The following is a 26110-nucleotide window of genomic DNA, read 5'->3' as shown; positions in this document are numbered from 1 at the left end:
ATATTATTTGCATAAATTTAGCCTGTTAAAACTGGCTAACCAATTTAAAAAGTAAGATATGAAATTAGAAATATTAGCAAAAACAGATGGTGAAAATTTACAAAAAACAATTATTTCCAAAATAAGAGATCATATAAATCTTAAAAATCTTGAACCTGGCGACAAATTGCCCTCAGAAAGGATGTTGTCAGAAAAATTTGGAGTGACAAGGAGTAATGTTAGAGATGCTATTCAAAAACTAGAGTTCTACGGACTTTTAGAGTCTAAACCTCAAAGTGGAACTTTTGTTGCTAATATTGGTGTCATTGCGATGAATGGAATGATAGATGATATTTTAAGATTAGAAGAACCAGGTTTTAAATCTTTAGTTGAGACTAGGATTTTATTAGAACTAAAAACAGTTCGCTTAGCAGCATTGAGAAGAACTGATGAAGATCTTAAAACAATGAAAGAAGCTTTAGAGGCTTATAACCAAAAAGTTATTGCAGGTGAAGATGCCGTACAAGAGGATTTATTATTTCACTTAGCTATAGCTAAAGCGAGTAGAAATAGTACTATGAATAATTTTATGTTGTTAATAACACCAAAAATTATAACAAATTTCGAAAAATATCATGTGTGTGATAAAAATTTAGCTAATCAAGGTATAGAAGAGCACATCGCTATATACGAGGCAATTAAGAGTCAGGATCCTAAATTAGCAAAACAAAAAATGAAAGATCACTTTAATGTGTTATACCAATATTGCTATAACATTAAAAAATCATCGTAATTCAAGTAAATGAAAAAAGCAGGAAATAAAATAAAAGGTTTAAGATGGTGGGTAGTTACTTTAATTGCTATCGCTACGATTATTAATTATATTGATCGTACTTCACTCAGTGTTCTTTGGCCAGAAATTGCTAGTGACTTGTATCCAGGACACACAGCAGATGAAACAAAAGCCATATATGCACTAATTTCTATTATTTTCGTTTTTTCCTATGCTTTTGGACAAGCCATATTTGGTAAGATTTTCGATTGGGTTGGTACACGAATGGGATTTGTACTCTCAATAGGTGTTTGGTCTATTGCTACAGCATTACATGCTTTTGCTAATGGTATTTTAAGTTTTGGGATATTCCGTGCAATATTAGGAGTTTCAGAAGCAGGAAACTGGCCTGGTGCAACTAAAGGAAACGCAGAATGGTTCCCTACTAAAGAGCGTGCACTTGCACAAGGAATTTTTAATTCTGGAGCAGCTATTGGCGGAATTATATCCATTCCATTAATTGCAACCTTATCAATATATTTTAGCTGGAAAGCTATATTTATTCTTATTGGTTTAGCAGGCTTACTTTGGTTGATACCTTGGTGGATATTAGTAAAAGCAGCACCTAAAGATCACCCTTGGATTACAGAAGAGGAACGTGAATATATTTTAACAGGACAAAAAAATGAAGACTTTGATGGTGATGGAGTAGAAGATCAGGAGTATAACCCTAATACAGGTGAGTTACTTGGACATAAACAAAGTTGGGGTGTCATATTAGCGTCAGCGGCAATCGATCCTATATGGTGGTTGTTTGTTTTCTGGATTCCAATTTATCTAAATGAAGTTTTTGCTATGGACGTTAAGTCAATGGCATTATATGGCTGGGTGCCTTATGCCGGTGCAATGGTAGGTGCTTACTATGGTGGTATTTTAGCGCGAAATAAACTAAAAAAAGGATGGAACGTTGACAGAACACGTAAAATGGTAATAACCCTTGGTTGTTTTGTAATGTTACCAGCATTATTAGCGATGTCAAACCCATTAGGTATTGAAACAGAGGTTATTCATTTTTTAAATGGTCTAGGAGCTATAGATATGAATATATCAGATATGCAAAATCCGGGTGCAACAACCGCTGTAATATTAATGGCCGTTATTTTATTCGGTTTTCAAACAGCAATAGGAAATGTTCAGACGTTACCTAGTGATCTTTTTAGTGGGAAAACAGTAGGTTCTTTAGCAGGTTTTTCTGGTATGGCTGCTAAACTTACAGCTGCGGGATTAACTTATTTAGTGCCATGGTTAACAAGCGGTGGAAACTATACGCCAGCTTTTATAATAGGAGCAACTTTAGCATTATTAACAGTTGCAAGTGTTTGGATTTTTATCCCAAAAGTGAAACCAGTGACAAAAAAAGTATAACATAATTATATATTAAATTAATAAAAATGAGTAATAAAGGAAAAGTAGCTATAGTAACAGGAGCAACAGGAGGAATAGGTTTTGAAGTAGCAAAAAGATTAGGTACAGATGGATATACTGTAGTTTTAAATGGTATTGATGACGATGCAGGAGCAGAAAAAGTAAAACAGCTTACAGATGCTGGAATTACAGCTGAATATCTTGGTTTTGATGTTACAAATGAAGAACAAGTCACTTCAAATATCACTAAGATTGGTGAGAAATATGGTAGAATAGATGTACTTGTAAACAATGCAGGTGGTTTAGGTGGTAGATCTCGTTTTGAAGAAATGACAACTGAGTTTTACAGAAATGTAATGGCATTAAACTTAGACTCTGTGTTTTTTGCGTCAAGAGCAGCAATTCCTTTCTTGAAAAAAGGAGAACACCCTTCTATAATTAACTATACATCAAATGCAGGATGGACTGCTGGTGGACCTGGAGCAGGTATCTACGGTACGTCTAAAGCAGGAGTTCATGCTATTACAAGAGCATTAGCAAAAGATTTAGCTGAATATGGAATTAGAGCAAATGCAGTATCACCAGGTACCATTGATACTCCTTTCCATGCACAAATTAAGGCAACTAAACCTGAAGTTTTCGCTTCATGGGCAAATAATATTATGTTAGGGAGATTAGGTCAGCCAGAAGATGTGGCAGGCGTTGTTTCGTTCTTAGCAAGTAAAGATGCATCGTTTATTACCGCAGAAACTATTCAAATTGGTGGTGGACAAGCTTTAGGGATATAACAAGCAAATTTTTTATAAATACTTAGAGTAGCCTTTCAATCACAGAAAGGCTATTTTTTTTGTAAATTTAATAGAAAACAAAACGAATTATGAATCAAACGGTAACATTTGGAGAGGTCTTAATGCGCCTTTCCCCTTTAGGGAATAAAAAATTTATGCAGTCTAATCGTTTAGAGTTTTATTTTGGTGGAACAGAAGTTAATGTGGCTATTTCAATAGCAAATTTTGGTGGCAGAGTAAGACATATTTCGTCCATATCAAATGATTTTATAGGAGATACAGCAAAATCTTATTTAAGAAAATATGGTGTTAGCACATCAGCAATAGTGCGTTCTAATAGACCTTTAGGCGTCTATTTTCTCGAAGTAGGAGCAGTAATGCGGCCGAGTTCAATTTCTTATAATCGCTCACATTCTGCGTTTTCTGAGATAACTCCCAATATGGTAAATTGGAAAAAAGCTCTTAAAGGTTGTACATGGTTTCACTGGACAGGAATTACACCAGCACTTTGCGAAGGAGGTTATCTTACTTTAAAAGAAGGATTAAAATTAGCTAGAGAAAAAGGGGTCGAAATTTCTGTTGATCCTACATATAGAAGTGGTTTGTGGACGTATGGTGCCAATCCAAAAGAAACACTATCAGACTTATTAAACTATTGTACGATTTTTATAGGTGGTATTAATGAAATGAATGAAGTTTTAGGTGCTAATTACAATTATTCAAACGAAGATTTTATTGCGGCAAGTAAACAATTACTAAAAGAATTCCCGAGCATAAAAAAAACATTTGATAAAATTAGAACACCAATTAATGCCTCTTGGCATAAAATACGATCTAGAATGTGGAATGGTAATGAATTTAGAGAAACTAAAGATTTAGACATTACACATATTGTAGATAGAATTGGTACAGGTGATGCTTTTGCTGGTGGACTAATATATGGCTTGCAGCATTTTGATGATTATAAAGCGATGGAGTTTGCTGCAGCAGCAAGTGCCTTAAAGCATACTTATGAAGGTGATGTTAATTTTTCAAATGTAGATGAGGTCATGAATGTTCTAGAAGGTAATACATCAGGACGATTTAATAGATAAGTCTCTATTAGAAGAGTCTCTTACTATCAATTCAGATTTTAAAATATTTTTGTCCAATTTAGGCTTCCAATTTTTGGTGTTAATTCGTTTCAAAAACGTTTCTGCTGCAATTTTACCTATTTGCTTACTATGTTGGCTAACAGTAGTAATAGTTGGGCTAACTAACGACGTAAAAGGTTCATTACCAAATCCAACTAAACATATTTCTTCAGGAACTTTTATATGTTGTTCGTTTAAAACTTGAAGCGCTCCTAAGGCTGCGTAATCACTAGCAACATAAACGGCATCTGGCGGATGATCTAATGCAAGTAATTCTTTCATTTTTATTCTGCCATCTTCAAGATCTAAATTGCTTTCTATTAATAAAACATCGTCTTGAGGTAAATGGTGTTTATGTATCGCATCAATATAACCTCGAATTCTATTATTATAAATTCTAGTGCGTCTAAAACCTCCAATATGTGCAATACGTTTGCAACCTTTAGAGATTAAATGCTCTACTATCATATGGCTGCTTTGGTAATCGTCTATGCCAATATAATCTACATTTAAATCGTTTTCCCCTCTATCAAATAAAATTAATGGAATTCCCTTAGATTTAATTTTTTCGTAATGAGATAAATCTACAGTTTCATTAGCCATAGATGCAATAATGCCATCCACTTGTGTAAATAATAGCGTGTCTATATTTCGGCATTCTTTTTCAAATGACTCGTTAGACTGCGTAATAATAATATTATAACCGGCTTTATTTAAAACACTTTCCATGTTTTCTACAACCGAAGAAAAGAAATTGCTATTTGTTTTTGGTACAATAACACCAACTAGATTACTTTTTCCTTTTCTTAAAGCACTAGCCAAGTGATTAGGTTGGTAGTTAAGCTCTTTTGCAACACGTTTTACAGCAGCTTTAGTTTTAGCACTAATTCTAGAATCATCATGTAGAGCTTTAGAAACCGCTGCAGGTGAGATTTTTAACACATTTGCAATGTCTTTTATAGTTATTCTTTTTTTTTCACCCAAGTTTATATATATTTGCTTAAACGTTTAAGCAAAAGTATCGTTTTAACTTTAAAAATCAAAACAACATCGTTTTGATTTATTTTTAAAAAGTTTGCTTAAACGATTAACCAAAACAATATTTAATTAAAATATAGGATGAAAAAAGTAGTTACTTTTGGAGAAATCATGTTACGATTAGCTCCTCAACAATTTTTAAGATTTTCACAAGCATCAAGTTTTGATGTGGTGTATGGTGGAGGTGAATCTAACGTAGCAGTGTCTTTAGCTAATTATGGTGTACCAGTAGATTTTGTAACACGTTTACCAAAAAATGATATTGGTGAATGTGCTATGATGGAAATGCGTAAAAGAGGTGTTGGTGTAGATAAAATTATTTATGGAGGAGACCGTTTAGGGATTTATTTCTTAGAAACTGGAGCAGTAAGTAGAGGGTCTAAAGTTGTTTACGATAGAGCACATTCTGCTATTTCTGAAATAGAGCCAGGAATGGTAGATTGGAAAGCAGTGTTTAAAGATGTGGCTTGGTTTCATTGGACAGGTATAACTCCTGCAATTTCTCAAGGCGCAGCAGATGCTTGTTTAGAAGCTGTTAAAATTGCTAGTGAAATGGGAGTGACTATTTCTACAGATTTAAATTATAGAGCTAAACTTTGGACGTATTGTGATGCAGCACACAGAGAAAAAATAATGACGGAATTAACGTCGTATTGTGATGTTGTGTTAGGAAACGAAGAAGATGCTGAAAAGCATTTTAATATTCATCCTGAAGGTTTAGATGTACATAAACATGGACACGATGTAAAAGCGGAAGCGTTCTTATCGGTTTGTAAACAAATGATGGAAAAATTCCCAAGAGCTAAAAAAGTAATTACAACTTTAAGAGGTTCAATTTCAGCATCTCATAATACTTGGGCAGGTGTGTTATACGATGGTAAAACAATGTATGAAACACGTCAGTATCAAATTACGGATATCGTTGATCGTGTAGGAGGAGGTGATTCATTTATGGGTGGATTAATCTACGGATTATTAAAATATCCTGAAGATGACCAAAATGCATTGGATTTTGCAGTTGCAGCTTCATGTTTAAAACACACTATTAAAGGTGATGCCAATTTAGTAACTGTAGCAGAAGTAGAAAAATTAATGGGTGGTGATGCCTCAGGACGTGTAGCAAGATAAAATTATGGCAAATTTTTCAAGAATAGAAGTCGCAAATGTTATGAAACAAACCGGAATGGTTCCATTGTTTTATAACGCAGATATAGAAATTAGTAAAAAAGTAATCAAAGCTACTTACGATGGTGGTGCACGATTATTAGAATTTACAGCAAGAGGAGATTTTGCTCACGAAGTTTTTGGTGAACTTAATAAATGGGTACTTAAAGAATTACCTGGAATGATTATGGGTGTGGGATCTGTGACTGATGCAGCATCAGCATCTCGTTTTATGGCTTTAGGAGCAAACTTTATAGTAACTCCTGTTTTAAGAGAAGACATTGCAATAGTTTGTAATAGACGTAAAGTGGCTTGGTCTCCAGGATGTGGTTCTTTAACCGAAATCTGTAGAGCAGAAGAACTAGGCTGTGAAGTTGTAAAATTGTTTCCAGGTGGTATTTATGGTCCCGATTTTGTTAAGGCCATTCGTGGTCCGCAACCTTGGACAAGCATAATGCCAACAGGTGGAGTATCTCCAACTAAAGAAAATTTAGAAGGCTGGTTTAAAGCAGGTGTCACATGTGTTGGTATGGGCTCTAAACTTATTGCTAAAAATGCTGATGGTAATTATGATTTGGCTAAAATAGAATCGGATACGAGAAATGCATTAGCAATAATTAAAGATTTAAAATAAAAAGTATTGAAATCGTCTGCTGTAACTATAAAGGAACTTTCGTCTTTATCTGGATATTCTATATCTACGGTATCTAAAGCTTTAAATAATAAGCTTGAGATTAGTGAAGCTACACGAAAAACAATTAATACAATAGCTAAACAGCATAATTATGTACCTAATAATTATGCTGTTTCTCTTAGAATAAAAAAAACAGAGTCTATTGCAGTTATATTACCTGAAGTAACCAAAGCATGTTATAGCCATTCTCTATGCCATTTACAGAAATCTGCAGAAAGATTTGGGTATAGAATTCTGTTTTATCAGTCGTTTAATTCTTATGAGAAGGAGTTAAACTACATTAAAAATCTTAACGATGGTTCTATTGAAGGAGCCATTATTATTTCATCAGAAAATAAACAAAAATCACAATTTGAAGGAAATTCACTTTCTATAGAATTACTAAATATTGACAGTAATCAATCGCTTGAAGAGGTAAAACAACTTTCGTATAATAGTCTAATAAATTTATTAAAAGGCAACTAAGGTTTTACTTTGATATTTTAGATAATGTTTTTTATTTACAGAGAAACATTAAAATAGTTATAACCTTGCATTAATTACAATAATCAATATTTTGAAACAAGCCATTAAATACATGATAATTAGTGCACTAGCATTTACATTTTTAAATGTATTTGTAAAGGCATTAAATAATTTTGGAGTTTATCAAATTGTCTTTTTTAGGTCCATTGGTTCTCTGTTTTTTACAATACCATTTTTATTAAAACATAAGATTTCTTTATTGGGAAATAAAAAAGGGCTATTGATAATGCGAAGTATATTCGGGCTCATATCTATGACTTTATTCTTTTTATCTATAAAGTATATTGCAATGGGTACAGCTGTTTCAATACGATATATAGGTCCAATTTTTGCCGCTCTTTTTGCATTATTATTTCTAAAGGAAAAAATAAAACCTATACAATGGTTCTTTTTTTTAATGGCTTTTTTAGGAGTGTTAGTTTTAAAAGGATTTGATACCGAATTAGAAATTAAAGGGATGGTCTTTGCCTTAGTTTCTGCGGTTTTTGTAGGATTAGTTTATATCACCATTAGAAAAATAGGAAATGAAGATCACCCAGTGGTGGTGGTCAATTATTTTATGATTATTTCGGCTGTAATTGGTGGGCTTTTATCAATTAATGCTTGGGTAAATCCAGTAGGTGAAGAATGGCTTATATTGTTAAGTCTAGGTGTTTTTGGGTATTTTGCTCAGTTATATATGACAAAAGCAATGCAAGCTGGAGAAACCAACCAAATAGCACCTCTTAAATATCTTGAAGTCATTTTTACAATCATTATTGGCTTGGTCTGGTTTAAGGAAATTTATACCATTTGGAGTTTGGTAGGTATTTTACTTATTATTTCGGGACTAACTTTGAATATTTTTACCAAAAAGAAATAGTGTTTTTGGTCTAAAAGCCTGTTTGTTATCTGTTTGCATGTATTGTGTTGTGGAAGTTATATGTATGTGAGCGTATAATGTTGTTTTTCAGGTCTTTGGTATGTTTTTTGTGGCTTTATAGCTTGTAACTAACTATAAACAACCTTATTATGACAAAGAAATCCATCCTCTTTTGTATTATTTTTATATGTAGTCTAGGGACTATAAATGCCCAAAAGGAAGTATGTAATACTAAACTTTCAATTTTTCATGAAAATGTAAAGGCAAAAAAGTACGATGCTGCCTATGAGCCTTGGCTATATGTAAGGACTGAATGTCCGAATTTAAATATAGCTATTTATATAGATGGTGAAAAGATTTTAAAATATAAAATTGAAAATTCTGTAGACGATTTAAAATTAGAGTTTCTTCAAGACTTAATCAATTTATGGACAGAGCGCCAACACTATTTTGCCAATAGAACATCTAAAGGAGAGTATGATGCTAAAATTTGTCAGCTGCAATATGATTATAAAGACAACTTCAAGAAAAGCAATGATGAATTATATGATTGCTTTAACAATGCATTTATAGCAGATTCAAAAACCTTCACACACCCTAAGAGTCTTTATACTTATTTCTCGGTTATGGTAGATTTGTATGATGCAGCTAAGAAAACAGATGCAGAACTGTTCAATACTTATGACGATGTTAGCGAGAAAATTCAAGTTGAAATTCAGAATTATTCAGAAAAATTAAATGAATTAGTCTTAAAAATGGAAAGCGGAGAAGCACTGTCCTCAAAAGAAAAAAATAGAAAAAAAGTCTATGAAAGCTACCTTAAAAATTATGCACTTATTCAGAGAAATATTGATGCAATACTGAGTAAAAAAGCCAATTGCGATAATTTAATTCCACTTTATACTAAAGCGTTTGAAATTAATAAAAATGATGCTGTTTGGTTAAAACGCGCTGTAAGTAGAATGTATCATAAGGAATGCACAGAAGCGGCACTCTATGAAAAACTTGTAAAACAATATGATGAGGTGTCACCATCAGCCGATACAAAAGTTTACGTTGCAACCATTTTAATTAAAAAGAATAAAACAGCAGAAGCTTTTAAATTTTTAGAAGAGGCTTATGAGTTAGAAACAGATACATTTAAAAAATCAAAATTAGCACTAAGAATTGGTGTTATTCTTAAGAAACAGAAACAATATAGTAAAGCAAGAGGCTACTTTAATAAAGCTTTAAAGTTAAATCCTGCGAACGGAAATCCGCATGTATTGATTGCCGAAATGTATGGTGAAAGCGCAAAGCATTGTGGTAAGGATAATTTTTATCAAAGAGCAGTATATTGGTTAGCTGCTAAAGAAGCAAAGAAAGGTTCTAGGGTAGATCCTACATTACAAAAATTAGTGAATCAATATGTGGCAAATTATGAAGCAAAAGCGCCAACAAAAGAAGACATATTTCTCAGAGATATGTCTGGTAAAACCATAGAAATAGGATGTTGGATTAATTCATCAATTGTAGTTCCTTAATTTTGAGAAACACATATATTTTTTATCTAAAATAACGCAGAAGCAATAGCCTGAATATTGTCACTTTTTCCCATAGAATAATAATGAAGCACAGGTATGCCTGCATCTTGAAGCGCTTTGGATTGTTGAATACACCATTCAATTCCTACTTGTCGTACAGCTTTATTGTCTTTGCATTTTACGATAGCAATAATTAATTCTTCTGGTAAATCTACATGAAAACGGTGTGGAATTAGATTCAGTTGTTTTTTAGTCGCAATAGGTTTTAGTCCGGGGATAATAGGAACCGTTATGCCCTCTTTTCGGCATTTAGCAACAAAGTCAAAATATTTCTGATTATCAAAAAACATTTGAGTTACAATATAGGTCGCCCCATTTTTAATTTTCTTTTTTAAGAAATGAATATCACTATCTAAGCTAGGAGCTTCCATGTGTTTTTCTGGATATGCAGCTGCACCAATACAAAAATTTGTAGCAGAGCTGTTTTGTAAGGCATCATCTAAATACTTAGCGTTATTCATATCATCAATTTGAGCTACGAGTTCACAGGCATAATTATGACCCTCTTTTTCAGGTTTAAAGTAGGTTTCACTTTTAACGGCATCACCACGTAATGCCATAACATTTTCAATGCCCAAAAAATCCAAATCAATTAAGAAGTTTTCTGTGTCTTCTTTGGTAAAGCCTCCACACAAAATATGAGGAATAGCATCTACTCCGTATTTATTCTGAATCGCAGCACAAATCCCAACTGTTCCAGGTCGTTTTTTAACAACTTGTTTTTTTAGCAATCCATTTTCAACTTCTTTAAAAACATATTCTTCCCTGTGATAGGTAACATCAATAAATGGTGGTTTAAATTCCATTAATGGATCTATATTGTCAAAAATAGACTGAATATGCTGCCCTTTTAATGGAGGTAATATCTCAAAAGAGAATTGTGTTTTTCCGTTCGCGTTTTTTATATGGTCTGTTACTTTCATACTATTGCCTGCGAAAGCAGGTATCTCTTTAATGTTTAATCTTAATTTTTTATAGACATTATTTTTTGACTTGCAAGGTTTTTAAAACCTGCTAGGTCTATAATTATAATTCTATTAATCTGCAATATTCGGGCTCAACCATTTTGTAGCCTCATCTATGCTTATGTGTCGTCTTTTACTATAATCTTCCACTTGGTCTTCTTTTATCTTTCCTAATCCAAAATATTTGGCTTCGGGATTTCCAAAATAATAACCACTAACACTCGCCGCTGGCCACATGGCTAAACTTTCCGTGAGTTTTACTCCAATGGTTTCTTCTACATTTAAAAGTTTCCAAATGCTGGTCTTTTCTAAATGGTCTGGGCAAGCAGGATAACCAGGTGCGGGACGAATACCTTTATACTGTTCCTTTATTAAATCGGCATTAGTTAAGTTTTCGTTTTTTGCATAGCTCCAATGTTTGGTTCTGACTTCTTTGTGTAGGTATTCCGCAAAAGCTTCTGCCAAACGATCAGCTAAGGCTTTAATCATAATGGAATTATAATCGTCGTGTTCCGCTTCAAATTGGGCAGCTAATGCTGCTGTTCCAAATCCCGTGGATACACAAAAACATCCCATATAATCTTGTTTTCCTGAAGCTTTAGGTGCAATAAAATCGGCTAGTGCAATATTGGGTTTGCCTTGGGCTTTTTTGGATTGCTGACGAAGGGTTAAGAATTTTAATTTGTTTGGTCGAGTGCCGTCGAGACCTTCTTTCTGAGACACTGAATCAAGTTCAGTATAATCATCAGAGATTGTCACTTCAATATCATCATCATTAACCGTATTAGCTTCAAATAATCCAAAGATGGCTTTAGCTGTTAAGAGCTTTTCTTCAAAAATACGTTTCAATAATATTTTAGCATCCGCAAACAACTCTGTGGCTTGCTCTCCAACAACGGTATCTGTTAGTATATCTGGATATTTGCCATGTAAATCCCAACTTCTAAAAAAGGGTGACCAATCTATAAATTCTTCCAATTTAGTGATGTCAAAATCATCTATAATTTGAATGCCTAATTGCTGAGGTTTTACGATGTTAGAGGTATTCCAATCGATTCTTAACTTGTTTTTTCGAGCATCCGAAAGCGTTAAATAGTCTTTTTTCTTGGTACGCTTTAAGAATTGTTCACGGAATGCATCATACTCTTCTCTAATCTGATTTTTATAAATTCGACTATCGTTTTGAAGTAAATTTCCAACTACCGTTACCGCTCTCGAGGCATCATTAATATGCACCACTGTATTGTTATAGTGCGGTGCAATTTTTACAGCAGAATGCGCTCTAGAGGTTGTTGCACCACCAATAATAAGTGGGATTTTTACATTCTGTTTTTCGAGTTCTTTAGAAACATAGACCATTTCATCTAGCGAAGGCGTAATTAAGCCACTTAAACCAATAATATCTACTTTTTCTTTAATGGCGGTTTCAATAATTTTTTCTGGTGGTACCATAACACCAAGGTCAATGATTTCGTAATTATTACAACCTAACACAACGCTTACAATATTCTTTCCAATATCATGAACATCACCTTTTACTGTCGCCATTAAAATTTTACCAGCGAACTCTTGTTTGCCGTCTTTTTCAGCTTCAATAAACGGTTGTAAATAAGCGACGGCTTTTTTCATTACACGAGCCGATTTTACCACCTGAGGCAGAAACATTTTACCGCTTCCAAATAAATCGCCAACCACATTCATCCCAATCATTAAATGACCTTCTATAACTTCAATGGGTTTGGCGGATGCCAATCGTGCTTCTTCAACATCTTCCAAGATAAAGGCATCAATACCTTTTACTAAAGCGTGTGTAATTCGATCTTGCAATGGATGACTTCTCCATTCTAAAACCTTATCCTCGTGTTCCTTTTTTTGTCCTTTTACCGATTCGGCAAAATCTAATAAGCGTTCTGTAGCATCCTCACGTCTGTCAAATAAAACATCTTCAACACGCTCTAATAAATCTTTGTCTATTTCATCGTAAACTTCTAACATGGTTGGATTTACAATGCCCATATTCATACCGTTTTTAATGGCATGATATAAAAAGGCAGAGTGCATGGCTTCACGAACGATATTGTTTCCTCTAAACGAAAACGACACATTGCTCACACCTCCAGAAACGTTAGCATATGGTAAATTTTCACGAATCCATTTGGTCGCTTCAAAAAAGTCGAGCGCATTTCTGCGATGTTCCTCCATACCTGTGGCTACTGGAAAAATATTAGGGTCAAAGATGATGTCTTGCGCAGGAAATTTAAGTTCGTTCACCAAAATATGATAGGAACGTCTACAGATTTCGATTCGTCTGTTGTAAGTGTCCGCTTGGCCGTCTTCATCAAAAGCCATTACCACAACTGCGGCTCCGTAACGTTTGATGAGTTTGGCGTGGTGTTTAAATTGTGTTTCACCTTCTTTTAAACTAATAGAATTAACCACACATTTTCCTTGAGCAACTTGTAAGCCTGCTTCAATGATTTCCCATTTAGAACTATCTATCATTAAGGGGATTCTAGAAATATCGGGCTCTGAAGCGATGAGGTTTAAAAAGGTCGTCATAGCATAAACCCCATCGAGCATCCCTTCATCCATATTAACATCTAGAATTTGTGCGCCTCCATCGACTTGGTCTCTCGCCACTTCTAGAGCTTCATCGTATTTTTCTTCTTTTATGAGACGAAGAAATTTTCGAGAACCAGTTACATTGGTGCGTTCTCCAATATTAATAAAGTTACTGTCTGGTGTTACCACTAAAGGTTCTAACCCAGATAAGGTTAAGTATTTCTTACAATCAGATTCTGCCATTATGCTAATTCTTGTATTAATCTTGGTTTGTAGTTTTTTGCGACATCTGCAATGGCTTTAATATGCGCGGGACTTGTGCCACAACAGCCGCCAATAATATTGATAAGGTTATTTTTAAGGTAGTCTTCAATATAGCCTTGCATTTGTTTTGGTGTTTCATCATATTCTCCAAAAGCATTTGGTAATCCTGCATTTGGGTGTGCTGAGGTATAGAAATTCGTTTCGTTAGATAAACGCTGTAAATACGGTTTTAACTGTTGCGCGCCAAGGGCACAGTTAAAGCCAACACTTAATAAGGGAATATGTGATATTGAGGTTAAAAATGCTTCTACTGTTTGTCCGGATAAGGTTCTTCCTGAAGCATCCGTTATGGTTCCAGAAACCATAATTGGAATAGCGATATGACGTTCTTCTTTGACTTCTTCAATGGCAAATAAAGCGGCTTTTGCATTTAAAGTATCAAAAATAGTTTCTACTAAAAGTAAATCGGCACCGCCATCAATTAACGCTTCTACTTGCTGTTTATAGGCAATACGTAATTCATTAAACGTAATGGCTCTATATTCTGGGCGGTTAACATCTGGTGATAAACTTGCTGTTTTATTGGTTGGTCCAATACTACCTGCAACAAAACGCGGTTTGTCAGGATTTGCTTTTGTGAATTTGTCTGCCACTTCTTTGGCGATTTTAGCCGATTCAAAATTCAACTCATATACCAAATCTTCCATGTTGTAATCTGCCATGGCAATGGTGGTTCCGGAAAAGGTATTGGTTTCCACAATATCAGCACCAGCTTCAAAATATTTAGCGTGAATTTCAGCTATAGCTTTTGGTTGGGTTAAGGATAACAAATCGTTATTGCCTTTTAAAGGAGATGGGTAATCCTTAAAACGTTCGCCTCTAAAGTCTTCTTCCGAGAAGTTATATTGTTGCAACATGGTTCCCATGGCTCCATCGAGAACTAATATGCGTTTTTGTAATTCGTCTTTTATATTGCTCATAGCTTTTAAATTTTTAAAACACCCCTAAAGTACCCTCAAGGGGACCATCGGACTATTCAACTTTTGAGTAAGGATTCATTGCCTAATCTTCTAATGCCTGTTTTAAATCGTTAATAATATCTTCTGGATGTTCTAAACCGACAGAAATTCGTATTAATCCTGAAGTGATGCCGGTTTCTAATCGTACATCTTCTGGTATTTTAGCATGTGTTGTTGATGCAGGATGTGTTACAATAGTTCTAGTGTCTCCTAAGTTTGCAGATAGTGATAATAATTTAATGGAGTTTAGGAAGGTTCTACCGGCTTCAATGCCTCCTTTTATTTCAAAAGCCACAACGTTTCCGCCTAATTTCATTTGTTGTTTGGCTAATTCGTATTGTGGGTGTGATTTTAGAAATGGATATTTTACAACATTCACATTCTTGTGAGACTCTAAAAAGGTAGCAACTTTTAAAGCACTATCGCAATGTCTATCGACTCTAACCGCTAAGGTTTCTAAACTTTTAGATAACACCCATGCGTTAAATGGAGATAAAGCAGGACCTGTATTTCTAGAAAACAAATAAATTTTCTGAATTAAATTGGAACTCCCCACAACAACACCTCCTAAAACGCGGCCTTGGCCATCCATTAATTTGGTGGCAGAATGAATGACTAAATCGGCACCAAATTTTATAGGTTGTTGCAAGTAAGGCGTTGCGAAGCAATTGTCGATAATAAATATAAGTCCATGCTTTTTAGCGATATCTCCTAAACGTTGTAAGTCTAAAATATCTACAGCAGGATTTGTTGGGCTTTCTGCATAAATCACTTTGGTATTGGGTTGAATTAGACTTTCAATGGTATCTAATTCATCCATTTTAAAGTAGCTTGTTGCGATGTTCCATTTTGGCAATATATTATTAAATAGGGTTTGTGTAGAACCAAAAATACTACGACAAGATACAATGTGATCTTCAGAATTTAATAAGGCTGCAAATGTTGAAAATACAGCAGACATACCAGAAGCAAAGGCATAACCACGTTCTGCACCTTCCATTTGGCATACCTTTTCTACAAATTCAGAAGTGTTTGGATTGGAATAGCGACTGTAGATATTCCGTTGTTTTTCGTCTGCAAAAGAGGCACGCATATCTTCAGCATCTTCAAAAACATAACTCGATGTGAGGTATAAAGGGCTTGAATGTTCTAAGTATTGCGAACGTTCAATCTGTGTGCGTATGGCTTGTGTTTCAATGTGTTTGGAACTCATTTTCTAATCATTTGATAATATCAAAAAACCAAATACGTCGTAGACGCAATTTTCTAGAAAATGTTATAAAGAGTAGTAATTACAGATGAGTAATTAGGTTTGGTTATCTATCCAATTTCGCGATAAATGAATCGCCAATTAAGTAGAATTTAGCACCTTCTTAATAAATTTAAGGGTTGCTAAGGCTTCAATGGGTCTAATCCCTCCACCTTTCTTGATAACATTTCAGTAAGTTATTTGAACTTTGTGTGTTACAATATTCCGAAAGAAAATAGGATTATACAAATTTTATTCACTTTATTTTAATGGAAACATATTGCATTTTAATTGTAACTTTGGTTTTCCCAAACACAATAATTATGTTAGAAAATTTCTGGTTTAATGTACAATACGGCATGAACCACGTTTTAGATATTAATGGGTATGACCATATCCTTTTTTTAATGGTATTAGCTGTGCCTTATGTTTTTAATGATTGGAAACGTGTCTTGGTCTTAGTTACGACATTTACCTTAGGCCATACGTTATCATTGGTTTTGGCAGCTTATGGAGTGGTGAGTATTAATGGTGAGTTAGTAGAGTTTTTAATACCAATTACTATTTTAATCATGGCCATTTACAACGTGTTTACTGCAGGTAAAAAATCTAAAACGAATAAATTTGGCCTACTATTTTTTACAACTTTATTTTTTGGACTGATACACGGCTTGGGTTTTGCAAGAGAATTTAAAATGTTTTCAGGGCAATCAGAAAATAAATTGGAACTTCTAATAGAATTTGCTTTAGGTATTGAACTTGCGCAAGTCATTATCGTATTTGTCGTTTTATTCATAGGGTTTTTATGTCAAACGGTATTTAGATTTTCACGTCGTGACTGGATGATGGTGCTTTCAGCTATAGTTATTGGATTGGTAATTCCAATGATTACGCAAAGTGATTTTTTAAAGTAAAATTTTAAAAGTTTGGTAAAATTTTAACTGATAGTAAATTGGTTATAAAATACTAAGCTTATATCTTCGTTACTAACTAGTATACTTTGTACAAGAACAAGAATTAATGTCAGATATAAAACAATTACGTTACGACAAAGCCTATTTACGTATAGCTAAAGAATGGGGGAAATTATCACATTGTAAACGCAAACAAGTTGGTGCGCTTATTGTAAAAGATAGAATGATAATTTCTGACGGTTATAATGGTACTCCAACAGGTTTTGAAAATTATTGCGAAGATGATGAAGGGTATACCAAATGGTATGTGTTACATGCAGAAGCCAATGCTATATTAAAAGTAGCATCATCTACACAATCTTGTAGAGGAGCGACGCTTTATATTACGTTGTCGCCTTGTAAGGAATGTAGTAAACTAATTCATCAAGCTGGTATTGTAAGAGTGGTGTATCATGAAGGTTATAAGGATTGTTCGGGAATTGATTTTTTAAGAAAAGCAGGTATAGAACTAGAGTTAATAGAAGACTTAAATGCAGATTCCCATTCTGATGGGAAATAGTATGGCAACTAAAAATAAATACATACCACTAATTATAGGCGTTGCAATTGCAGCAGGAGTTATTATAGGTGGCGAATTAAATTTTGCAGATACTTCAGATAATCTTTTTTCAACTAATAGTAAAAAGAATAAGCTCAACCGTTTAATAGATTATATAGATTACGAATACGTAGAAGAGGTTAATACAGATAGCATTGTAGATGTTACTGTTAATGGGATTTTAAACAATTTAGATCCACATTCGATGTATATTCCTAAAGAAGATTTACAGCGCATCACTGAAAATATGAAAGGTGATTTTGTAGGTATTGGTATTAATTTTTACCCTTATAGAGATTCTATAGCTGTAGTAAAACCAACAGAGGGTGGGCCAAGTGAAAGTGCTGGAATTATGAGTGGAGATCGAATTCTTTTAGCAGATGGAGATACACTGTATGGAGTTGATTTTGATAATGATTTTATAGGAAATAAGCTTAGAGGTGATAAAAACACCAAGGTCAAATTGACAGTTTTTAGAAAAGGTGAAGAGGAGCTTTTAGAGTTTGAAGTAAAACGCAAAAGTATTCCAATTAAAAGTGTAGATGCAGCTTATATGCTAACGGACGATTTAGGTTATATAAAAATGAATCGTTTTGCAGAATCTACTTTTAAGGAATTTAAGTTGGCATTAGGCGAATTAAAAGAACTTGGTGCTACAAAACTAGCCTTAGATCTAAGGGATAATCCAGGAGGGTTTTTGGGTGTTGCAGAGCAGATTGCTGATGAATTTTTAGAAGACGATAAGCTGATTCTGTTTACTAAAGACAAAAAAGGAAAAGAAGAACGCATATATGCAACACAACATGGAGATTTTGAAGAGGGCGAAATATATATTCTAATAAATGAAAACTCTGCATCGGCAAGCGAAGTTATTGCTGGAGCACTTCAAGATAATGATAAAGGTATAATAGTAGGAAGACGTTCTTATGGAAAAGGTTTGGTGCAGCGAGAAATGGCTTTAGGAGATGGAAGTGCTGTAAGACTAACCGTTTCTAGATATTATACTCCTACAGGGCGTTCTATTCAAAGACCTTATACTAATGGAGATAGTGAAAACTATTACAAAGATTATTACAAGCGTTTAAGGACAGGAGAACTGATTGATGAAAAAAGCATAGAAGTTGATGATTCATTAAAGTTTACCACACCAAAAGGAAAAGTGGTGTATGGAGGTGGAGGCATCATCCCAGATGTATTTGTTCCTGTTGATCGTTTGTTTGATAATGAAACTATAAATTATCTAAGACGACGCGGTCATTTTGGTTATTTTGTCTTTGAAGAATTAGATAAAGATCGCAGTATATATCAAGATATTTCAAAATACGATTTCATTAATAATTTTGAAGTTAGTGATGATATCGTTGTGCGTTTTCAAGAATATGTTAATAAAAAAGAACGTACTAATATTACGTTTGTAGCCTATAATGACGAAATAAGACGCCTTATTAAAGCCACACTTGCACGTCAGTTATTTGATGATAATGCGTTTGAAGAAATTATAAATAAAGAGGATATTATGGTGCAAGAAGTGATTTTATTAAGCAAAGAATATCCAAACTTTAAACAAAATTAAACGCTTATATTTTATCGTGAATTTTGGTGTGTTTCCCATTATTCCAAAGCGTTAAAATATCTGTCGCTACGTGTGCGCCACTTCCGCATGCCATGGCAAATTGACTTCTCCAACCGGCTAAAGTGCCAGCTACGTAAAGGTTTTTTTCAATGAGATGATCTGTGTTTTTTAACCAAATTCTATCTTTTTCAATAGCAGCTCTTGGGTGTGGTTCTGTGTAGTTTTTAAGACCTTTTATGGTCATTAAGTTAGTGTAGCCTACAGCAACAACTACAATTTTAGATCGGTAACTGTTTTGATTTGTAGTAACTATAAAATCACCGTGATCTTTATCGATAGCATTTACCTTTTCATTTTCAATCTGAGAGATATGCGGATAAAGATCTGTTAATTGGTTTTTACCATCCTCTAGAATGTCTGCACCTAGCGTACCTGCTTGTAATCCTAAAACATTATTAAACAAAGCGGTTTGTAAATGCGATGTTTTTTGGTGCATTATAATGCCAATGTGCTTGCCTTCTGCAAAAGGTTTGTGTTGTGCAGAACCTAAAACTAAAGCGCAAGATAATCCTGCAGCTCCACCGCCAATAATTAGAGCATCAAAAGTCATTATCGTTGTTTGCTTAATTTTTCAATCTTCTTAGAAATTCTAAGAATCTGTAATAAAATAATTGCACAAAACGCAGCCGTAATTGTAATTAGTGCGGTCTGACTTTCTCCTTCAAAAAGCGCTTCAAAATTTAACTTTGTCGCATTAAAAATAATGAGTGCTAATGCAATAGCGGATAGAATTAGTGTAAATACTTTCATGTTTAAAAATTTAAACCAGTAAAGCTTTAATGTTGTGGGCAAATAACTTTACTGCTATGGCTAACAAAATTACACCAAATATTTTTCTTATAATGTTAATTCCGTTGGTACCTATGATGCGCTCTATTTTTGAAGATGTTTTTAATACTATATAAATAACAACAACATTACTAATTACAGCAACAATTATATTTTCAATGGCAAATTCTGCACGTAGCGATAATAAAGTAGTTAATGTTCCTGGTCCTGCCATAAGCGGAAAAGCCAATGGAAAAACAGAAGCTGTAACAGCACTATGTTCATCGTCTTTATAAAGCGTAATACCCAAAACCATTTCTAAGGCAATAAAAAAGATGACAAAAGCACCTGCAACAGCAAACGAGTTAACATCTATACCAATAAGACTTAGCAAGCTTTTTCCAACAAAAAGAAAAATAATCATGATTACACCTGCTATTATAGAGGCTTTTCCACTTTGAATATGTCCAACTTTTTTACGTAAATCTATGACAATTGGAATATTTCCAATAATATCGATTACGGCAAAAAGGATCATAAAAGCTGTAAATATTTCTTTAAAATTAAGTTGCATTTCGTTGTGATTTTAATCTTTATATTGTTTCTTAATATAGCTATAAGTATTTGGTTTTTATGATCTTATTGGCTAAACATCCGCTGTGGATTTGAAATTTTTTGCAAAGGTGCGATAATATTACATATTTGCAATATTAAATATCGGTTAAGTTTAAGTATTTTTGCCGGATGTTTCAACTCGGAAAAACCATAGTCTCAGAAGACATTATAGAAAAAGATTTTGTTTGTAATCTCTCAGCCTGCAAAGGAGCCTGTTGTATAGATGGAGATGCTGGTGCGCCTTTAGATAAAGATGAGGTAAAAATCTTAGAAGATATCTATCCAAAAGTAAAGCCATTTCTTCGCCAAGAAGGGATTGATGCTATTGAAGCGCAAGGCACTTCAATTACCTCTAGTTTTGGAGATTTTGAAACTCCATTAATTAATGGAGCAGATTGTGCTTATGTTATTTTTGATGAGAAAAAAACAGCACTTTGCGCTATTGAAGAAGCCTATAATCAGGGAGAAATTCAATGGAAAAAACCAGTGTCTTGTCACTTATATCCAATACGAGTGAAGGAATACACTGAGTTTTCTGGTGTTAATTATGAAAAATGGGAAATTTGTGACGATGCCTGTACTTTAGGCAAAGAATTACAAGTGCCAATATACAAGTTTGTAAAGGAAGCCCTTATTAGAAAATTTGGAGAAGATTGGTATGCTGAATTGGAGAAAGTGGCTGAGAAAAATTTCGGAAAATAAAACGTGTTACATTACTCTAATAGAATTTTGAAGCTTGGCTTTAAATTGTAATGTTAGCCTTTAGTTTTGTTGGTATGTGTAAGATTATTTTAGTACCTGAAGGGGTTTCATCTTCGTACAAATCTTCAATTTCTAAAGTGTATGAATTTTGAAATGATTCTGAAAAATTAGCCAATCTTGCTTTTGTGATATCTATACCTACAGAATTTCGTTCTAGTTTTTTCTTCTCATTAATTTTGTGCGATGCAATTCTGCCAATACCATTATCTATAATTTCAACGGTTATAAAATTGGGCAATTTTTTACTTACAATAAGATCTATTTTTTTGTTGCTATCTTTTGAAGACAAACCATGCCATAACGAATTTTCTAAAAAAGGTTGAAGCACTAAAGAGGGTATTTTGGTTGCTTCAGTATTTATTGCTGGATCTACAGTAATGTTAAAATTTATTTCATTATCAAAACGAATGTTTTCAATATTCATATACAACTTCATGGTTTCGAGCTCGTCTTTTAGGGATGTTTCTTTCTCTTTTGACGCCATTAGGATTTTTCGAATTAGTTTTGAAAACTTGTTGAGGTAATAAACCGCATTAGTTTTATCATTATTAATAATGTAAAGTTTAATGGAGTTTAACGAGTTAAATATAAAATGAGGGTTCATCTGACTTCGCAACATATCTTGTTCTAAGGTTAAAATATGTTTGTCTCGTTTTAAAGCTTTTGTTCTGTGGATAATAAAAAGGGAGACACCTATTATTCCTATAAGTAAGGATGTGTATAGTAAGATCTGTTTGTTTCGCTCTAGTCGTAAACGAACAGATTCATTCTCTAAAGCTAAGGCTTTAATTTGGTTATTTTTATTTTCATTTTCATATTCAACTGCAATATCATTTACATATTGTAAATTTTGCTCAGTTAATATGGTGTTCTCTATTTCAACAGCTTGTTGGTAATATTTTAATGCTGTTTCAAAATCTTTTTTGGTTCGGTTAAGCTCAGATAGTAGTTTGCTAGATTCTGCTACAGTAGATTTTAAATTATAAGAAGTTGCAATGTCGAGCGCTTTTTTTAAATGCTTTTCTGCAGAAGTGAGTTGGTTGGTTTCTATTTCTAATTGACCAAGATTAAGGTATGAAGCCGAAATATAGTATTGGTCGTCAATATTTAGAGCTTTATTTAAAGCCTCTTTAATAATAGGTTCTGCTTCCTCGTAATTTTCTTGTTTAAGATAAACTTCTCCAATACTATTATAGCAAATAAGGCGTCCGGTTTCAGAATCAATCATGTTGTTGTAATCTAATGATTTCTGAAAATTGGATAAGGCAGAACTTAAATTGCCTTTAGCTTCTTCTGCATAGCCTATATTGTGATAATTAATAGCTAAGCCTAGTTTATTACCTATACTTTTTTCAATTTCAAGGGATTTATTAAATTGATTGATGGCCAAATCATATTGCTTTAAAGCTAAATAAATATTACCAATACTATTTTGTGAAACCGCAATATTTTTGGTTACTGCAAGTGATGGGTTTATTACGGAGTAGGCTATTTTTAAAGCTTCTGTATGGTGGTCTAGTGCTAGTTTAACCATGTCCATTCGCCTGTAAACAACACCAATCATATTTAGACTAATAATCTTAAATTCGGTACTTTTAGCTTTGTCTGCATAAGTTTTTGCTTCTTCGTGTAAGGCAATAGCCTCATCATATTTAGAAATATTTCTTTGGATAACCCCTAGAGCATTAAGTGCATAGCTACAGGTTTCAAAGGCGGAAATGTTTTTAGAAACGCTAAGCAAACGTTTCATTTTTACACTATCGTGTTCAAACGGTTTAAATAGAGAATCAATTTTGGTGTGTTCAGAGGGTGAATTGTTTTTTATGTAGATTAATGAGTTTTCAAAACTTGTCTGTTGCGTAGAGCCATATGAAACAAAAAAGAAAAAAACCAGACACAGGTTTAGTAGTTGATACTTAAATAAGTAGTTCATAGTGTTGGTTTATAGTTTTTCAAGAAAATCTGATTTACGCTGTCTCGCTACAGGGATCTTGTGTTCACTATCCATAATCACATACCCTTCATTTTTAATAAATGCTTTTATTTTATTGAGATTAATAATATAAGAATTGTGAATTCTGAAAAAATAATGTTCTGGTAAGATGGCATCAACTTCTTTTAATTTCTTGGTGAGCACTATTTTTTTTCTATTCTGTAAAAATAGCGTGCTATAATTACCGTCAGATTCTATATAGATAATATCATCTACATCTAAAAAAAGTAATTTCCCATCAGTGTTAATGGTGATCTTTTTTTTATCGAATTGTGAATTAAAATTAGAAAGCATACGTTCTAATTTTTGAGAATTAACGGTGCGTTCGCTATGTTTTTTTATTTTAGAGATGCACGCGCTTAGATCATCAGAATCTATAGGTTTTAAAAGGTAATCTATTGCTTCGTGTTTTAAAGCTTTTATAGCATACTCGTCGTAAGCGGTAGTGATTACAACAGCAAAATTTATATTTTTTAATTGTTCTAAAAACTGAAAACCACCAATAGTGGGCATTTGTACATCTAAAAATAAACAGTCTGGTGTGTTTGTGTTTAAAAACTTTAAAGCATCATCAGGTTTGGAAAAAGAAGCCATAACTTCTATTTCTTGGTTAAAGTTACTAAGTTCCCATATGAGGCTTTGAATTGCTTTTGGCTCATCATCTACGATTACTGCTTTTAACATGCTTCTGAATTATTTGATATAAAGATATACATATAAAGGTATATACATAATGAATGTTTTGTATCTAAATATGTATGTAATGCATGGTTTTATGTGTAGAATGCTAAAAAAAAATACACTTAAAATACGGTGCCCATTTATACACTTTTTTTAACCAGTCATACATTACAATTGTGATAGCACTCAATTTATAGGCATCTTTGGGTATTGAAATTAACCAAAAATACAGCAAATTGAGGGGTTGCTTTTTTGGTTAAAAGCTATTAATTAGGAAATAATCAGAGTTTTTAAAATTCTGACTTTTTCATTTCAGTGTTAATTTATAATAACGTAATTTTTTTATTGTTTATTATTAATTTTAGTTAGTTATTAGGGAAAAAAGGGCGTTATCTAAACGCTCTTTTTTATTTTGGTTTTAACAGTTAAAATAGCATTGTAATACCATCAGTAAAAACGCTTACTAAGCCTGTTTTTAACATGATAAAACCTACAAAATACAATTACAGAAAAAGAGCGTAACTTACTTGTAACTAAGGTGTTGCAATGTTTTTTTTAAATCTTCAAGTTTTACGGGTGCTACATGGGTTTGTTAAAAACTTGTTGACAACGTTTATGAAATATCCTTTCTTTTTTAACAACAATTGTCAATCTTTGTTCAAGGCAAATAAAATAGATTTTTCTGGTTTTTTTGATTTAGAAAAGTGTTGAGAAAATCAATTTAAAAATACGCCCTTATATTCCTAGTTTAGGAAAAACAATAACACCTTTTACGGATTTAACAATTAAAAACCTGAATGATTACGCATCATTCTAAGGACTATCTAGTCTTTAAAATTAAATGAGCATGGAGATTACACAGATTATAAAAAGAGATTACGAAACGAGTCCGTTTGTTTTAAATAAGATTTCTAACGCTATTGAAAAAGCAATGCTTTCTGTTGGAAATGGTACTAAAGAAGACGCTAATACTATTTCTGTAAAAGTATTACAAACCTTATTAGAAAGAAAAGCAAGAGATCACAAGTATTTGCCTACAGTAGAAGAAGTGCAAGATCTTGTAGAAGAGAAATTAATGGAGAGTTCTTTTCATGGTGTTGCAAAAGCTTACATATTATATAGAGATGAACAAGCGCGAAGCAGAAAAACAAATATTTTTGAAAAGCGTATTAACTTAAAGCCTTACGAATATCCAGAACTTAACGAATATGTAGATGCTATAAGACATTCGTACTGGATTCATTCAGAATTTAACTTTACAAGTGATATTCAGGATTTTAAAACAAGATTGACAGTTGTAGAGCAAAATGCCATTAAAAATACAATGCTTGCTATTTCGCAGATTGAAGTCGCTGTAAAATCATTTTGGGGCGACATTTATCATAAAATGCCAAAACCAGAAATCGGATCTGTAGGAGCAACATTTGCAGAAAGTGAAGTACGTCATCACGATGCTTACTCACATTTATTAGAGATATTAGGTCTTAACAACGAGTTTAAAAACCTAAAGAAAAAGCCTGTAATAATGAGACGTGTTCATTATTTAGAAACGGCTTTAAAGAATGCTAAAAGTGAAGACAATAAAGAGTATGCAGAATCTATTTTATTATTTTCATTATTTATAGAGCATGTTTCTTTATTCTCACAGTTTTTAATAATTATGGCTTTTAACAAACATAAGAATATGCTAAAAGGTGTGTCTAATGTGGTTGAAGCAACTTCTAAGGAAGAACAAATACACGGTGATTTTGGTATTGATATTATCAAAATTATAAAGCATGAAAACCCAACATGGTTTGATGAAGAGCATAGCATTTTAGTTAAAGAATTATGCGAAGAGGCTTTTATATCAGAAAGCAAATTAGTGGATTGGATTTTTGAAGCAGGTGAATTAGATTTCTTGCCAAAAGATGTGATTAACGAATTTATAAAACAGAGATTTAACAATTCATTAGAAAGTATTGGCATTGAAAAAGTATTCGATGTCGACGAAAAATTATTAGAGCAAACCGAATGGTTTGACGACGAAATTATAGGAACAAAACACGGAGATTTTTTCGTGAAAAGATCTATCAACTATAGCAAAAGAACAAAAAGTATAACCAGCGACGACTTATTTTAAAC

General features: G+C 33.2%; 24 protein-coding genes and 1 riboswitch. Of the genes, 14 read left to right on the top strand and 10 right to left on the bottom strand.

Translation table 11 applies throughout. The annotated features are described in order from the left end of the window. Positions 1 to 58: 58 nt before the first annotated feature. The 4 genes from VDP25_RS06845 (at position 59) to VDP25_RS06830 (ending at position 4058) form a co-directional block, all read left to right on the top strand. On the top strand, positions 59 to 772 hold the full coding sequence (locus tag VDP25_RS06845; protein WP_334468128.1) for a FadR/GntR family transcriptional regulator: 714 nt from the start codon (positions 59 to 61) through the stop codon (positions 770 to 772). A 9-nt stretch (positions 773 to 781) separates the two neighbouring features. Beyond that, positions 782 to 2176, top strand: a complete 1395-nt coding sequence (locus VDP25_RS06840; RefSeq protein WP_334468126.1) for an MFS transporter — start codon at positions 782 to 784, stop codon at positions 2174 to 2176. 26 nt (positions 2177 to 2202) lie between these two features. Beyond that, the gene (locus VDP25_RS06835) at positions 2203 to 2964 is read left to right on the top strand and encodes an SDR family NAD(P)-dependent oxidoreductase (protein WP_215928075.1); all 762 of its coding nucleotides are present in this window, start codon (positions 2203 to 2205) and stop codon (positions 2962 to 2964) included. An 89-nt stretch (positions 2965 to 3053) separates the two neighbouring features. Continuing rightward, positions 3054 to 4058: a sugar kinase gene (locus VDP25_RS06830; RefSeq protein ID WP_334468122.1), complete on the top strand. Its 1005-nt coding sequence runs from the start codon at positions 3054 to 3056 to the stop codon at positions 4056 to 4058. Here the strand turns inward: VDP25_RS06830 and VDP25_RS06825 are convergent. After that, positions 4038 to 5081 (bottom strand): LacI family DNA-binding transcriptional regulator, encoded by a 1044-nt coding sequence (locus VDP25_RS06825; RefSeq protein WP_334468120.1) that lies wholly within the window; start codon positions 5079 to 5081, stop codon positions 4038 to 4040. The two genes, VDP25_RS06830 and VDP25_RS06825, sit on opposite strands and share 21 nt — an antisense overlap. Positions 5082 to 5216: 135 nt before the next feature. On the opposite strand from VDP25_RS06825, the gene VDP25_RS06820 reads away from it, so the two are divergent. From VDP25_RS06820 to VDP25_RS06800, 5 genes are all read left to right on the top strand, one after another. Further along, positions 5217 to 6263 carry a sugar kinase gene (locus VDP25_RS06820; RefSeq protein ID WP_215928069.1) on the top strand — a complete coding sequence of 349 codons (1047 nt, stop codon included), beginning with the start codon at positions 5217 to 5219 and terminating at the stop codon, positions 6261 to 6263. Between the two features lie 4 nt (positions 6264 to 6267). Then, positions 6268 to 6933 (top strand): bifunctional 4-hydroxy-2-oxoglutarate aldolase/2-dehydro-3-deoxy-phosphogluconate aldolase, encoded by a 666-nt coding sequence (locus VDP25_RS06815; protein ID WP_215928067.1) that lies wholly within the window; start codon positions 6268 to 6270, stop codon positions 6931 to 6933. A 6-nt stretch (positions 6934 to 6939) separates the two neighbouring features. After that, positions 6940 to 7458 carry a LacI family DNA-binding transcriptional regulator gene (locus VDP25_RS06810; RefSeq protein ID WP_334468117.1) on the top strand — a complete coding sequence of 173 codons (519 nt, stop codon included), beginning with the start codon at positions 6940 to 6942 and terminating at the stop codon, positions 7456 to 7458. A 112-nt stretch (positions 7459 to 7570) separates the two neighbouring features. Then, entirely contained in the window at positions 7571 to 8380 is an 810-nt protein-coding gene (locus VDP25_RS06805; protein WP_334468395.1) for a DMT family transporter, read from the top strand. Between the two features lie 149 nt (positions 8381 to 8529). Further along, on the top strand, positions 8530 to 9903 hold the full coding sequence (locus tag VDP25_RS06800) for a tetratricopeptide repeat protein (RefSeq protein ID WP_334468114.1): 1374 nt from the start codon (positions 8530 to 8532) through the stop codon (positions 9901 to 9903). A gap of 26 nt (positions 9904 to 9929) precedes the next feature. Here VDP25_RS06800 and metF read toward each other — a convergent pair whose 3' ends face one another. The 4 genes from metF to VDP25_RS06780 form a co-directional block, all read right to left on the bottom strand. Continuing rightward, positions 9930 to 10886, bottom strand: a complete 957-nt coding sequence (gene metF, locus VDP25_RS06795) for a methylenetetrahydrofolate reductase [NAD(P)H] (protein ID WP_215928062.1) — start codon at positions 10884 to 10886, stop codon at positions 9930 to 9932. Between the two features lie 114 nt (positions 10887 to 11000). Then, the gene (gene metH / locus VDP25_RS06790; protein ID WP_334468111.1) at positions 11001 to 13733 is read right to left on the bottom strand and encodes a methionine synthase; all 2733 of its coding nucleotides are present in this window, start codon (positions 13731 to 13733) and stop codon (positions 11001 to 11003) included. Beyond that, complete coding sequence (locus VDP25_RS06785; protein ID WP_334468108.1) at positions 13733 to 14734, bottom strand: homocysteine S-methyltransferase family protein; 1002 nt, start codon at positions 14732 to 14734, stop codon at positions 13733 to 13735. The genes metH and VDP25_RS06785 overlap by 1 nt, the downstream gene beginning before the upstream one ends. A gap of 82 nt (positions 14735 to 14816) precedes the next feature. Further along, complete coding sequence (locus VDP25_RS06780; protein ID WP_334468106.1) at positions 14817 to 15986, bottom strand: trans-sulfuration enzyme family protein; 1170 nt, start codon at positions 15984 to 15986, stop codon at positions 14817 to 14819. 100 nt (positions 15987 to 16086) lie between these two features. Further along, positions 16087 to 16210, bottom strand: a riboswitch (SAM riboswitch). 135 nt (positions 16211 to 16345) lie between these two features. Between VDP25_RS06780 and VDP25_RS06775 the strand changes: the two genes are divergently transcribed. The 3 genes from VDP25_RS06775 to VDP25_RS06765 all read left to right on the top strand — a co-directional run bounded on the left by VDP25_RS06775 (position 16346) and on the right by VDP25_RS06765 (position 19107). After that, on the top strand, positions 16346 to 16936 hold the full coding sequence (locus VDP25_RS06775) for a HupE/UreJ family protein (protein WP_215928053.1): 591 nt from the start codon (positions 16346 to 16348) through the stop codon (positions 16934 to 16936). A gap of 106 nt (positions 16937 to 17042) precedes the next feature. Continuing rightward, positions 17043 to 17495: a deoxycytidylate deaminase gene (locus tag VDP25_RS06770; RefSeq protein WP_215928052.1), complete on the top strand. Its 453-nt coding sequence runs from the start codon at positions 17043 to 17045 to the stop codon at positions 17493 to 17495. A 1-nt stretch (position 17496) separates the two neighbouring features. Then, the gene (locus VDP25_RS06765) at positions 17497 to 19107 is read left to right on the top strand and encodes a S41 family peptidase (RefSeq protein WP_334468393.1); all 1611 of its coding nucleotides are present in this window, start codon (positions 17497 to 17499) and stop codon (positions 19105 to 19107) included. Between the two features lie 4 nt (positions 19108 to 19111). On the opposite strand, the gene VDP25_RS06760 is transcribed toward VDP25_RS06765, so the two are convergent. The 3 genes from VDP25_RS06760 to VDP25_RS06750 are packed head-to-tail and all read right to left on the bottom strand — an operon-like array spanning position 19112 to position 20509. Then, positions 19112 to 19717: an FAD-dependent oxidoreductase gene (locus tag VDP25_RS06760; protein ID WP_334468103.1), complete on the bottom strand. Its 606-nt coding sequence runs from the start codon at positions 19715 to 19717 to the stop codon at positions 19112 to 19114. Next, positions 19717 to 19917, bottom strand: coding sequence for a hypothetical protein (locus VDP25_RS06755; RefSeq protein WP_215928050.1), 201 nt, complete (start codon positions 19915 to 19917; stop codon positions 19717 to 19719). Before VDP25_RS06755 ends, VDP25_RS06760 begins: the two co-directional genes overlap by 1 nt. Positions 19918 to 19927: 10 nt before the next feature. Beyond that, entirely contained in the window at positions 19928 to 20509 is a 582-nt protein-coding gene (locus tag VDP25_RS06750) for a MarC family protein (protein WP_215928049.1), read from the bottom strand. Positions 20510 to 20679: 170 nt separating this feature from the next. Between VDP25_RS06750 and VDP25_RS06745 the strand changes: the two genes are divergently transcribed. Beyond that, positions 20680 to 21252 carry a DUF3109 family protein gene (locus tag VDP25_RS06745; protein WP_334468095.1) on the top strand — a complete coding sequence of 191 codons (573 nt, stop codon included), beginning with the start codon at positions 20680 to 20682 and terminating at the stop codon, positions 21250 to 21252. A gap of 40 nt (positions 21253 to 21292) precedes the next feature. On the opposite strand, the gene VDP25_RS06740 is transcribed toward VDP25_RS06745, so the two are convergent. Further along, a complete protein-coding gene (locus VDP25_RS06740) occupies positions 21293 to 23062 on the bottom strand; it encodes a tetratricopeptide repeat-containing sensor histidine kinase (protein WP_334468093.1) in 1770 nt (589 codons plus the stop codon). Positions 23063 to 23254: 192 nt separating this feature from the next. After that, positions 23255 to 23989 carry a LytR/AlgR family response regulator transcription factor gene (locus VDP25_RS06735; RefSeq protein WP_334468091.1) on the bottom strand — a complete coding sequence of 245 codons (735 nt, stop codon included), beginning with the start codon at positions 23987 to 23989 and terminating at the stop codon, positions 23255 to 23257. An 844-nt stretch (positions 23990 to 24833) separates the two neighbouring features. On the opposite strand from VDP25_RS06735, the gene VDP25_RS06730 reads away from it, so the two are divergent. Next, a complete protein-coding gene (locus VDP25_RS06730; RefSeq protein ID WP_215928035.1) occupies positions 24834 to 26108 on the top strand; it encodes a ribonucleotide-diphosphate reductase subunit beta in 1275 nt (424 codons plus the stop codon). Positions 26109 to 26110: the final 2 nt, after the last annotated feature.

The sequence above is a fragment of the Winogradskyella sp. ECml5-4 genome (assembly GCF_036903175.1).
Taxonomy (GTDB): Bacteria; Bacteroidota; Bacteroidia; order Flavobacteriales; family Flavobacteriaceae; genus Winogradskyella; species Winogradskyella damuponensis.
The sequence above is the reverse complement of the archived record's forward strand: the minus strand, read 5'-3'. Positions and strand labels throughout refer to the sequence as shown.

Excerpts from the sequence above, each read along its gene's own strand:
- VDP25_RS06820 (WP_215928069.1), top strand. The coding sequence starts at position 5,217 with ATGAAAAAAGTAGTTACTTTTGGAGAAATCATGTTACGATTAGCTCCT.
- VDP25_RS06750 (WP_215928049.1), bottom strand. The coding sequence starts at position 20,509 with ATGCAACTTAATTTTAAAGAAATATTTACAGCTTTTATGATCCTTTTT.
- VDP25_RS06815 (WP_215928067.1), top strand. The coding sequence starts at position 6,268 with ATGGCAAATTTTTCAAGAATAGAAGTCGCAAATGTTATGAAACAAACC.
- VDP25_RS06785 (WP_334468108.1), bottom strand. The coding sequence starts at position 14,734 with ATGAGCAATATAAAAGACGAATTACAAAAACGCATATTAGTTCTCGAT.
- VDP25_RS06760 (WP_334468103.1), bottom strand. The coding sequence starts at position 19,717 with ATGACTTTTGATGCTCTAATTATTGGCGGTGGAGCTGCAGGATTATCT.
- VDP25_RS06745 (WP_334468095.1), top strand. The coding sequence starts at position 20,680 with ATGTTTCAACTCGGAAAAACCATAGTCTCAGAAGACATTATAGAAAAA.
- VDP25_RS06830 (WP_334468122.1), top strand. The coding sequence starts at position 3,054 with ATGAATCAAACGGTAACATTTGGAGAGGTCTTAATGCGCCTTTCCCCT.
- VDP25_RS06775 (WP_215928053.1), top strand. The coding sequence starts at position 16,346 with ATGTTAGAAAATTTCTGGTTTAATGTACAATACGGCATGAACCACGTT.
- VDP25_RS06730 (WP_215928035.1), top strand. The coding sequence starts at position 24,834 with ATGGAGATTACACAGATTATAAAAAGAGATTACGAAACGAGTCCGTTT.
- VDP25_RS06770 (WP_215928052.1), top strand. The coding sequence starts at position 17,043 with ATGTCAGATATAAAACAATTACGTTACGACAAAGCCTATTTACGTATA.
- metF (WP_215928062.1), bottom strand. The coding sequence starts at position 10,886 with ATGAAAGTAACAGACCATATAAAAAACGCGAACGGAAAAACACAATTC.
- VDP25_RS06735 (WP_334468091.1), bottom strand. The coding sequence starts at position 23,989 with ATGTTAAAAGCAGTAATCGTAGATGATGAGCCAAAAGCAATTCAAAGC.
- VDP25_RS06740 (WP_334468093.1), bottom strand. The coding sequence starts at position 23,062 with ATGAAACGTTTGCTTAGCGTTTCTAAAAACATTTCCGCCTTTGAAACC.
- VDP25_RS06840 (WP_334468126.1), top strand. The coding sequence starts at position 782 with ATGAAAAAAGCAGGAAATAAAATAAAAGGTTTAAGATGGTGGGTAGTT.
- VDP25_RS06755 (WP_215928050.1), bottom strand. The coding sequence starts at position 19,917 with ATGAAAGTATTTACACTAATTCTATCCGCTATTGCATTAGCACTCATT.
- VDP25_RS06780 (WP_334468106.1), bottom strand. The coding sequence starts at position 15,986 with ATGAGTTCCAAACACATTGAAACACAAGCCATACGCACACAGATTGAA.
- VDP25_RS06800 (WP_334468114.1), top strand. The coding sequence starts at position 8,530 with ATGACAAAGAAATCCATCCTCTTTTGTATTATTTTTATATGTAGTCTA.
- metH (WP_334468111.1), bottom strand. The coding sequence starts at position 13,733 with ATGGCAGAATCTGATTGTAAGAAATACTTAACCTTATCTGGGTTAGAA.
- VDP25_RS06805 (WP_334468395.1), top strand. The coding sequence starts at position 7,571 with ATGATAATTAGTGCACTAGCATTTACATTTTTAAATGTATTTGTAAAG.
- VDP25_RS06765 (WP_334468393.1), top strand. The coding sequence starts at position 17,497 with ATGGCAACTAAAAATAAATACATACCACTAATTATAGGCGTTGCAATT.
- VDP25_RS06845 (WP_334468128.1), top strand. The coding sequence starts at position 59 with ATGAAATTAGAAATATTAGCAAAAACAGATGGTGAAAATTTACAAAAA.
- VDP25_RS06835 (WP_215928075.1), top strand. The coding sequence starts at position 2,203 with ATGAGTAATAAAGGAAAAGTAGCTATAGTAACAGGAGCAACAGGAGGA.